Source organism: Mesorhizobium sp. M2D.F.Ca.ET.226.01.1.1 (genome assembly GCF_004022705.2).
GTDB lineage: Bacteria > Pseudomonadota > Alphaproteobacteria > Rhizobiales > Rhizobiaceae > Mesorhizobium.
Window position 1 is genome coordinate 1 of the sequence record NZ_RZOY02000047.1, and the last position, 581, is coordinate 581.

Sequence of the window (581 nt, forward strand, 5' to 3'; positions counted from 1 at the left end):
ACCGACAACGTCCTAAGCGCGGAACGAAATGGAGCCTGCAGTCAAGGTCTCTCTGTTCGTCAGCATGCCCTTGCTGCGTGACGTTGGTCAAGTCGTCGAACCAGGCGGCTTCCACCGGCAAGGGAAAAGGTCTCGTCCATAGCAAACACAGGGTCCGCACGAAGGCGGGCCCTCACCGTCCTCAACACGAGCTTCTGATCCAGGCGGAAGACCCGAACATTATCTACAGGGTCATCGAATCGATGCCCTCACGGCCCTAGCTGACAGAGGTTCTTCCACCTGGCACCCGCCCTTCAACGAAGGGCCGGTAGTCGGAACCACCTTTGACGACAGCGTGCACGACGCGGGCCATCTTGGCGGTAATAGCGGTCATTGCCTTGCGGCGTAGATCGGGATTGTCGCGATCCCGCGCAATGTAGCGTTCGAACTTATGACGGAAGCCATTCTCCCGCTGGCGGATGGCGACTTGTCCGGCGATCCACAGGGTGCGGCGCAGCCGAGCATTGCCGAATTTGGAAAGGCGGGTCTGGCCCCGATATTGGCCTGACTGCTGTGTCGAGAGGTTCAGCCCGCAGAACTTT

General features: G+C 59.7%; 1 protein-coding gene. It reads right to left on the minus strand.

Annotated features, from left to right (window positions below; genetic code table 11):
* Positions 1-256 precede the first annotated feature (256 nt).
* The coding region (locus tag EN869_RS33690; protein ID WP_145971640.1) for a transposase at positions 257-581 on the minus strand (325 nt) is incomplete at its 5' end.